This window comes from Camelimonas sp. FR25, assembly GCF_059740505.1.
In genome coordinates, this window is sequence record NZ_JCAWFG010000050.1 from 1 (window position 1) to 9,598 (window position 9,598).

General features: G+C 62.6%; 8 protein-coding genes. 4 read left to right on the plus strand and 4 right to left on the minus strand.

Going from position 1 to position 9,598, the window contains the following annotated elements; translation table 11 throughout:
• On the minus strand, positions 1-518 hold a 518-nt coding region (locus AC6A67_RS06810; protein WP_498035798.1), incomplete at its 3' end, for a hypothetical protein.
• Positions 519-979: 461 nt separating this feature from the next.
• Here AC6A67_RS06810 and AC6A67_RS06815 point away from each other — a divergent pair.
• On the plus strand, positions 980-1,672 hold the full coding sequence (locus AC6A67_RS06815) for a TetR/AcrR family transcriptional regulator (RefSeq protein ID WP_498035799.1): 693 nt from the start codon (positions 980-982) through the stop codon (positions 1,670-1,672).
• Between the two features lie 40 nt (positions 1,673-1,712).
• Here AC6A67_RS06815 and AC6A67_RS06820 read toward each other — a convergent pair whose 3' ends face one another.
• Both AC6A67_RS06820 and AC6A67_RS06825 read right to left on the minus strand, forming a co-directional pair.
• Positions 1,713-2,378, minus strand: a complete 666-nt coding sequence (locus tag AC6A67_RS06820; protein ID WP_498035800.1) for a nitroreductase — start codon at positions 2,376-2,378, stop codon at positions 1,713-1,715.
• A gap of 81 nt (positions 2,379-2,459) precedes the next feature.
• Positions 2,460-3,425 (minus strand): NADPH:quinone oxidoreductase family protein, encoded by a 966-nt coding sequence (locus AC6A67_RS06825; RefSeq protein ID WP_498035805.1) that lies wholly within the window; start codon positions 3,423-3,425, stop codon positions 2,460-2,462.
• A 333-nt stretch (positions 3,426-3,758) separates the two neighbouring features.
• Between AC6A67_RS06825 and AC6A67_RS06830 the strand changes: the two genes are divergently transcribed.
• Positions 3,759-4,544, plus strand: a complete 786-nt coding sequence (locus tag AC6A67_RS06830) for an enoyl-CoA hydratase/isomerase family protein (protein ID WP_498035801.1) — start codon at positions 3,759-3,761, stop codon at positions 4,542-4,544.
• 83 nt (positions 4,545-4,627) lie between these two features.
• On the opposite strand, the gene AC6A67_RS06835 is transcribed toward AC6A67_RS06830, so the two are convergent.
• Positions 4,628-5,809, minus strand: a complete 1,182-nt coding sequence (locus tag AC6A67_RS06835) for an ABC transporter substrate-binding protein (protein WP_498035802.1) — start codon at positions 5,807-5,809, stop codon at positions 4,628-4,630.
• 447 nt (positions 5,810-6,256) lie between these two features.
• On the opposite strand from AC6A67_RS06835, the gene AC6A67_RS06840 reads away from it, so the two are divergent.
• Together AC6A67_RS06840 and AC6A67_RS06845 are read left to right on the plus strand one after the other, a co-directional pair.
• Positions 6,257-8,146, plus strand: a complete 1,890-nt coding sequence (locus AC6A67_RS06840) for a heavy metal translocating P-type ATPase (protein ID WP_498035803.1) — start codon at positions 6,257-6,259, stop codon at positions 8,144-8,146.
• A gap of 732 nt (positions 8,147-8,878) precedes the next feature.
• A complete protein-coding gene (locus AC6A67_RS06845; protein WP_498035804.1) occupies positions 8,879-9,439 on the plus strand; it encodes a carbonic anhydrase in 561 nt (186 codons plus the stop codon).
• Positions 9,440-9,598: the final 159 nt, after the last annotated feature.

Genomic DNA, 9,598 nt, shown 5'->3' on the forward strand with positions numbered 1-9,598 from the left:
CCGTTGTCTTCAATGACATTCAGGGTGAGGATGCCGCCTGCGCCCGAGCCTGCCAGGATTTGCTGGCCCTGAAGGTAGCTCAAAACATCGCTCTGCACGACGGGCCCTGTCGCGCCGTTGATCACCACCAACGCGCTGCCGTCTGGCACGCTTTCTGGCGTTTCCCAGTTCTGCGCCGTGTTCCAGTCTGTAGACTGGCTGCCGTTCCAGGTCTGGGCCGCGGCTGTGCCGCTCAGTGCGACGAGGGCGGATGAAGCCAGCAGGAAGCAACGGAGCCTGCTGCGTCTGTTCGCATCAATAAAACCGATCATTACGCCCGCATGCCCTCCTGCTGTCACGCACGCCATGGCGCGAATGCGTGTCACGTAGCGATTGTCCAGCGATAGCGCCGGGTTGCGCATGGTCAACGCGCGCATCGCTACGTAATAAGGGTATGAAAGGCTATGTTTTCGCTTAAGTGAACGAAAAAGGAGTAATTGCCAGCAGGTAACGAAAATTTGAATACGTAGTTTCTTCAATTCTCGCTGCGCTTATCAGACCAAAGTATAAATGCCGTCGCGTCAGCGTAGGAGCAGCGTAACGTCAGGTGGCGGGCGCCGCGTCGCCGCACACCGACGTCGCTGCTGGGGTGCGCGCCCGGCGACACAACGCCGTTGCAGAAGCACTGTCTGGTTCGGGTGAGACAGATCGTTGACTGCCCCGGGTCAGACCAAGTGGGCGTCGTTGTCGAGGTAGCTCCTGCATGACGAGCGGGAAACGCTGACAACCCAGCCTTGCACTTCGGGATCGGCGCGCCATGCAGTGATTGGCGGCTTATGGGGACGTCAGGTCGTGCTTTTGAAGCGCAGGGCAGGGAAACGCCGGGCCATGGGCTTGTCGTAACAATAATCCGCCGGTACCCATCGACGCGGCAAGTTGCTTGCCCGCAAGATTGGAACAGGTGCTACGGATGCGGCGGCCTCAGGCGAAGTCGGACACCATGAAAAGCCGGGAACGGATCAAGGCGGTGTCTTTGAAGTTGTTTGCCACCCGGGGCATCCTTGAGGTGTCCACCAGAGAGATCGCCCAGGTGTGCGGGCTGAAGAACGCTGGCTCGGTAAACTATCACTTTGGCACGAAGCAGGAGTTGATCGCTGAACTGGTTCGCGACGCGTCGCAACTGATCGAAGCGGATCGCAACGCCCAACTCGATTATCTGGAAAGCCTGGGTGGTCCGCGATCGGTTCGCGAAGTGGTCACCATCCTGTCGGATATTTCGATCTTCGCGAGGACCGGGTCGCCCAGCGCGGACTATGCAATCCGCCTGCTCAACATGCTTTACCTGCAGGACAGGGAGTTGCTGTTCTCGACGTTGGGCGGCGCCGACAGCGGCACGCGCCGCTGCCTCGCGCATCTGCGCACGCTCTTGCCGGATGTCGAACCTGCGCTGCTCCGCCTGCGCCTCATGCTCGTCATGCAATATCTGTTCTCAGCGACGTCGACGCGGGAAGCCGCGACTGAGAACCCTGACGTGTGGGGCGCGATGTGGGGAGAGCCTTGGGCGTGGTCAAATTTCCTCGACACGGTCGAAGGTTTGCTCACAAGCCCAGTCTCGCCCGCAACGCGCGACACGCTGGCCCGGACGGAGACCTCCTTGGCAAATGCCAATCCTGCCGGGAACGCCAGGCGTTGAGGTCGCAGCAGGTGGCCCCCAACGCCGCCGCCCTCAGAAACTAGAGATCGAAGCCCTTGAATGAGGCCCATTCGCCAAGTGGGGCGCGCCTGGTCCTCAGACTGTTCACCGCTTCAGCGTCATCGCGATAGCCCAATGCAATGCCGCAAAACAGCAACTGCTCCGGCGGCACAGCGAGGTAATGCTCAACTGTCCGTGCGTACAGCGCCCAGAATTCCTGGGCGCAAGTATCCAGCCCTTGCTCAACCGCCAGCAACATCACGGACTGGATGAATATTCCGAGATCCGCCCATTGTGGCGGACCCATTCGCCGGTCGACGGTGATGAAGATACCAACCGGCGCGCCGAACAGGATCGCGTTGCGGGAGAGTTGGCGCAGCCTGCCAGCCTTGTCAGCGCGGCCGATGCCCAGAGTGGCGTAAAGGTCCTCTCCGCATTCAAATCGCCTGGTCCGGTATGGCTCGACAAGATTATCGGGATAGACGCGATAGCCGGGCTGTGGGTCTGGACCGGCGCCCGCAACGGCGGTCTTCAATGCGTCGAGGGGCGCACCCGTCAATGTGTGAACGTGCCACGGCTGGAGATTGCCGCCGCTTGGCGCGCGGCCAGCGCGCGCAATAATAGACTGGACCATCTCGCCCGAGACGGCGTCTTGACGATAGGCACGTATGGAGCGGCGGCGTTCAAGCGCTTCAGAGACATTCATAAGGGGCACCAACTGAGAGAGATGATGGGGGCGCTCGTGGCCTCAGCACGTGGCCTTGAGGAGCGCGCAAGCCGCTTGTCGTTACCGAACCCGGAGCAGGGTTTTTCCCAGGCCGGCGCCGGACAGGGCGAACTGCAGACAATCGGCGAAATCGTTGAATGCAAATGTTCTGCCGATTGGGGGAGAAAGTTGGCCCTCACTGACCCATGAGAACAGTTGCGCCAGGTGCTTCCGCGCGTGTTCCGGCTCTAATTCGGCGAACTGGCGGTAATCCACGCCAACCAATGCAGCGCCCTTCAGCAGCGGCAGGTTGACGCGAAGCGCTGGCATGGCGCCGCCCACGAAGCCGACGACCAGATGGCGGCCCCGCCAGTTGAGTGATCTGAAGGCCGGCTCAAACAGCGCGCCGCAAACCGGATCGAAAATGACGTCTGGCCCCGTGCCGCCACAAAGCTGCTTCACGCGGTCGCGCCAGCCATCTGCATTGGTGTCGAGCGCATGGTGGGCGCCATGATTGATGGCGAATGCGCGTTTCTCAGGGGACGACGCTACGGCGATCACCTCAGCCCCGAGCAATCGCCCTGTCTGCACCGCGGCCAGGCCGACGCCACCGGCGGCGCCCATCACCAACAGCTTTTCGCCAGGCTGGATGGCCGCCCGATCAAGCAGCCCATGCAGGGCCGTGAGGTAGTTGACCCGGAAACCCGCCGCCTGCTCAAAGGTCATGGCCGCGGGCAATTTTTCAATAGCGTCAGCACGAGCGACGCCGACTTCGGCGAAGCCCCCGCCGACGGTCGCGAGGACGCGATCACCCGGGCGTAGCCGGGCGACGCCCGTACCAACAGCCGAAACCACTCCGGCGACTTCCTGCCCAGGGGTGTGCGGCAGTTGCGGCTTGACCTGATAGCGGCCCAGAGCGACGAGCGCGTCCACATAGCCTACGCCACAGCAGGCGATCTCAACGGTCACTTCCCCGGGCCCCGGATTGGGCGCTGGAACGTCCACGAGACGATAGGCGTCGATCGTCTCCAGCGTGTCGGCCACCACCTGCAACATGAGCGAGCTCCCCTGATCAGTTCTGCGTCCCACTAAATTAAAGCAGTTTTTAATATGTCAATGCATGCTGATGATTCTCGCGCAATGCACTGGATTGCGAATGCCTTTCAGCCGACGTGAATAGCCATACTTGGCCCTTTCTGCCGGACGTTGACAGATTTGATTAACGCTTTAATTGCCTTGAACCAAGATGCTCCACCGAACGCGAAGTCGCGCGACTAGCCCGCTTATGGCCGATGGAGCGTTATCTTCTGCGCCAACGGGGCCTTCATGCTAATGGGGCGCAGCATCGCTGGATCTACAACGCACACGCAGGAACATGAGATGGAACAAACACCGCACTATCAACTGGAACGGCGTGGACGCGGCGCTTTGTTCACCATCACGCGCGAGCGCTCGCTAAACGCGATCACCATGCCGGTGCTGCACGGTCTGGCGCAGGCGCTGGATGCGTTGGAACGCGATGGCGCGCGTTACCTTGTCCTCACCGGCCAGGGGAGCAAGGCGCTCTCCGCGGGGACTGATCTGAGCGAGGTGCGCGGCTACAGCGCCGAGCAGACTGTGGCGCGCGCGGATCTTGCCCGCGATCTGCTCGTGCGCCTGTCGCGCTCGCCGGTGATGAGCATTTGCGCCATGAACGGGCTTGCCTATGGCGGTGGCCTGGAACTCGCCATGGCCAGCACGTTGCGGCTGGCGGCGCCTCATGTGACCATGTCGTTGCCCGAGATCAAGCTTGGACTGGTGCCCAGCTATGGGGGCACGCAGTTTTTGCCAGCGCTGATCGGCAAGGGCCGCGCTTTGGACCTGATGCTCACCGCACGCGCGGTCACCGCGGAAGAGGCGATGGCGATGGGACTGGTATCGCGCATTGTCGCCAATTCGGAGGATTTGCTGCCACAAGCTTTCGCGCTCGGCGAGGCATTGTCTGGCTATAGCCCAACGGCGATTGCGGCCATCCGCACCTGTGTGGCTGCCGCTGGCGACGAGGTAGCAGCAGCAGGCCTTGCGGCTGAACAGGCCGCCGTTGCTGCAATCTCACCTTCTGACGACGCTCGAGAGGGCATCGCGGCGTTTCTCGAAAAGCGGGCGCCAACGTTCACCGGGCGGTGAACGTTCATTTGCCGGAGTAGCCCGCTCACATGCAACGCGCCCGGTGATTACCGGGCGCGCAACTGTCGACGAAGCATTGGGTGTCAATCAGGGAGGACTTCCCAGCGTTTGCCCCGGAACTCGATGAGGCGCAGCTTCTTCATGGGCCGATAATCGTCGGGGGTGGTTTGCAGTTCCACGCCGTCAAGCAGCAGCGGCACGCGGAAGCTCATATTGGCCGCCTGCTTCATGATGGCGTCGCTTGAGACGTCGGCGCCTGCGTTCTCAATGATCTTCGCCAGCGTCGCCGCCTGGGCATAGCCAAGGACGTTGAGGTAGTCCGTAACGTCGGCGCGTGGATTGTACTTCGCCATCCAGGCGCGCCATTCTTTCATTTCAGGATCGTTCTCCCACTGCGGATCGTTGGGATCCTTGAGGAACGTGGCGGAGATAATGCCTTGCGCGCGCTCAAAGCCCGCCGGCTCAATCGCCCCGGCGATGCTGCTGGTCGTGTTGGTCAGATAGGTGTGTGGCTTCCAGCCCGTGTCGTGAATGGCGCGAATGATTTGCGCGCCGAATTTCGGCGTGGCGTGAAAGAAGAACACCTTGGCGCCCGACGCCTTCAGACGGACAATGGGTGAATCGACCGTGGCGTCAGCGGTCTCATAGGTTGCTTCGGCGACGAGCTGGCTGATCTTGTCGCCTAGCGCGGCCTTGAAGCCATCAGCGAACTCCTTGCCTGAATCGTCCTTGGCGTACATCAGGGCGATCGGCTGGCCGGGATGCGTCTTCAATATGTGCTTCGCATAGGCCGCCGCTTCGTCCTTGAAGCTGGGTTGCCAGCCCAGCGTCCAGGGGTAGTTCTTTGGATCGGCGAACGCTGATGCGCCGCTGCCCAGGATGATCTGCGGTACCTTCCGGCTGTTGAGGTACTTGCGCACCGCCATGCCCGTTGGTGTGCCAAGGCTGGCGAACATCACGGCGACATTATCCTGCTCCACGAGCCGCCGGGTCTGCTCCACCGTTTTGGGCGGGCTGTAAGCATCGTCCAGGGATATGAAATTGATCTTACGGCCATTGATGCCGCCCTTGTCGTTGATCATCTCGAAATAGGCGGTATGGGCGCGGCCGATGACGCCATAGGGCGACACTGGCCCTGAATATGGCATGGTCTGTCCGACCTTGATCTCGGTTGGCGTAACGCCCTGATTGGCGACGGCGTCTCCACCGCTACCAATCATTGCGGCCAATGCCGCTGCGACGGCCAGCATCCTGAACGAAATCATCTCCATCCTCCCATATGGTGAAATTGGCATTGCGTCGGCCATGCGACGGCGCCGATCCTGATCGGCTTTGATTCTGAAAAATTAAAGCGCTATTCAATATTGTCAATGCGGGCCCTCGAAGTGGGTCGCCATAGTCAGATTCCCACTTGAAAAATGAAAAAACAGGGAGATATGGGCAGACGAGAATAGTCTTCAGTGGGCTGCGAGACAGCTGGGAGGCGGGCGCTTCACGCCATGACTGATGCGCGCTTTAATGGTGCGCTCGCTATGGGATATGGCTTGGTCTTGCTGGGTCTGCAGCTGGCTGTCGGAAGGGGCATTGACCCTCTGCGCCGGAATGGGCGCTCCGGGATTGCCACTGTCGCAGTCCTTTGCGTTTTGCCTGCATGTTTGCAATGCCCGTCACGAGGCCTCAGTAATTCACAGGTCTTCTGGGTGGTGAGGAACATGAAGTCATTCGATGTAGCGACCGCGCTCTCCATCGCCGCTGTGATCGGGTTGCTGTGCGCGGCCCTGGACCACTGGGTGTTGCCGACGCCAACTGGCCTGCTGTGGTGGGGTGGCGTCGCGCTCGTGTATCTGGCGGCCGGGCTGCCCACCGCCTGGTCGGCGCTCAGCGCCCTGTTGCTGCGGCGCAGTCTCGATATCGACCTGCTGATGATCACGGCGGCTGTCGCCGCCGCCGTTGTTGGCGCGCCATTCGAAGGCGCTGTCCTGCTCACCCTGTTCAGCCTGTCCACCACGCTCGAGCGCCGTGCGCTTGGACGCGCGCGACGCGCCGTGGAGGCGCTGATGGCGCTCCGGCCCGAAACCGCCTTGCGCAAGGCGGCTGATGGCGCTGTGGTCGAAATCCCCGCTGCGGCGCTGGCGGTCAATGATCGCGTGATCCTGCGACCGGGCGCGCGCATCCCCGCAGACGGCGTTGTCGCGAGCGGACATGGCGGCGTTGATGAGGCCAGCATCACTGGCGAATCCATGCCGGTGTCGAAAGAAGCGGGCGACCCGGTCTTCGAAGGCACGATCAATCTTGACGGCGTGCTTGAGGTCACCATCACCCGCAACGTCAGCGACAGCACGATTGCGCGCATGATCGCCCTCGTCACGGAAGCCCAGGAGGCGAGAGCCCCCTCCGAACGCTTCAGCGCCTGGTTTGGCCAGCGTTACACCGTGGCGGTGCTGTTGGGGGCGATCCTCGCCTTCGCCGGCTTCTACTGGCTCGGTCGTGACTGGGAGCAGGCGCTGTATCGCGCCGCGACGCTGCTGGTCGCCGCCAGCCCTTGCGCGATCGTCATCTCGGTGCCAGCGGCGATACTCTCCGCCCTGTCAGCCGCCGCGCGCGGCGGCGTCCTGTTCAAGGGCGGCGGCGCTGTCGAGGCGCTCGCCGCCGTGCGCACGTTCGCCTTCGACAAGACAGGCACCCTGACCACTGGTCGCGCCGCCGTCACCAGCATCGTCGCGCTGGACGGCGACGCGCCCCGCCTGTTGTCGCTTCTCGCGGGCCTGGAACAGCACTCCGAGCACCATATCGCGGCGGCGATCGCCCGCGAGGCGCGGGAGCAGGGCGTCGGTCTGGCCCACGTCACCGATGTGACCGCCCATCCGAGCGCCGGCATTGTAGGCCGGGATAACGCTGTCGCCCTATGGGCAGGCAATCCCAGGATGGCCGCCCAGATGGGGGCGGATATAGACCTGCCCCCGCTCGCGCCGCTGGCGGGAGGGGGGCATACGGTGATCTATCTTGGGCGTGGCGCGACCGTGCTGGGGGCCATCACCGTCGCCGACGAGCCGCGCGCCACCTCTGCGGCGGCGTTGCAGGCGCTCCGCGCTGGCGGCGTGCGGCGCATCATGATGCTGACCGGCGACCGGCTGCCCGTGGCGCTCCGCATCGGCAAACAGCTCGGCATCAGCCCTGACGACATACAGGCGGGTATGCTCCCGGCTGAGAAGGTCGCAACCATCGCTGCGTTAACGGCCGATGGACGCGTGGCCTTCGTTGGCGACGGCGTCAATGATGCCGCTGCGCTGGCGCGCGCTGATGTTGGCGTCGCCATGGGCGCTGCGGGCTCAGACGTGGCGCTGCAGGCGGCTGATGTGGCCCTGCTCTCCGAGAACATGACCAAGCTGGCCGAAGCCCACGCGCTGGCCCGTCGCACCAGCAATATTATCCGGCAGAACCTGACCTTCGCCCTGGCCGCCATGCTGGTGCTGGTCATCGGCGGCCTGTTCTTCGATCTGCCATTGCCGCTTGCTGTCCTTGGTCATGAGGGCGGAACCGTCCTCGTCGTGCTGAACGGCCTCCGGCTGCTCTCTGACCCCATCAGGACGCCATCGCGTTGACGGAAGAGGCGAGCCGCCTCGCCGACACATGGCGGCCGCTCACGCGCCGGAAGTCGGGCGCAACCCGTCAGGGCGGCGTGGGCCGTGGCGCCCGTGTGGCGTATCAAAGCAATGACATGGCGTTCGGCGCGCATGGTGATGACAACGGGCGGAGCCTGAGCGACCGCTCCACAAAGTAGCGCCCTTATACCAGGCCGCGAAATTGCTGACGCATGCGCGACCTGACAAGCTCAGTCGCCGCACGGGCTTGACCCGTACCCGATAGGTCAAGCTCATCGGGTGCGGGTATTCTCGCCCTTTTATGATCGGCCAGAACGTGACGGCCGCAGTTCAGCAAGGCTACCAGCACGCATCTGTCGCGACGCATTGAGCAGCACAAATGAGCATCTTTTGATGATGCGCGTCGTCAGGGCGCGACGCGCCGTGCACGAGACATAGTGCGAAATGGGTTTACTGAAGTTTGTTTGGCTCATATCATGCTTATTTATAATACAGAATGGGATTCGACTGAAGGTTGTTGGTGCTTCGCTTGTTTGCGAAGACCTGGACCGGACTTGGCGGGGGGGAATTTGCATGTGTGAATCTTGCAACGAAAACGCGATTGATCGTAGGGGATTGCTTCGCGGTGGCATTGCGGCGGCGGGGGCTGCGCTCATCGGTGGCGTCGCCCAGACCAGTGGCGCCAGGGCCCAGCCTGTGAGAGCAGCCGGCACGCCAGACGAGGCTTTGGCCATGTTGGTTGAAGGCAATGCCCGTTACGTGGCCGACCAGGCGCGGGAGCGCGCGTTCAGCGCCAGGAGAGCGGCCTTGGCGCAGGGCCAGGCGCCATTTGCTGCGATCCTTGGCTGTGCAGACGCGCGTGTGGCGCCAGAACTGGCGTTTGATCAGAAGCCTGGCGATCTGTTCGTCGTACGGGTTGCCGGCAATTTCGTCACGGACGATGGGCTGGGCAGCCTTGAGTTCGGCGCGGCTGTTCTCGGCACAAAGGTGATTATGGTGCTGGGGCATACGGGATGTGGAGCGGTTCGCGCCACTGTTGACGCGCTTCAGGCAGGCAATCAGTTGCCGGGACATTTTGCTGGACTGGCGACTGCGATGAAGCCAGGGATCGAGCCCGTGGTCAAGCAGGGCGGCGCCGATCTGGTGGCGCTCGCGACTGTCGCAAATGTCAAATACAACGTGGCGCGCCTGCAGAAAGACAGCCCAATTCTGGCTGACCTGATCGCGAAAAAACAGTTGCGCGTTGTTGGCGGTATCTACGATCTGGCTACTGGTAAGGTTGCTCTGGTCTAACCTTCTCCAGTGGTTTTGGGCTGCATCTCACCCGCCATGCCGCCGCGTGGCGGGTTACTCTATACGGCCGGGCGAGCAGCCAAGAAGCAGATCGCCAGGGTGGCGAGCTGACAGACCACTTTACCGTTCTGCCGCAACCGCGCCCCCGGGCGCATCCAC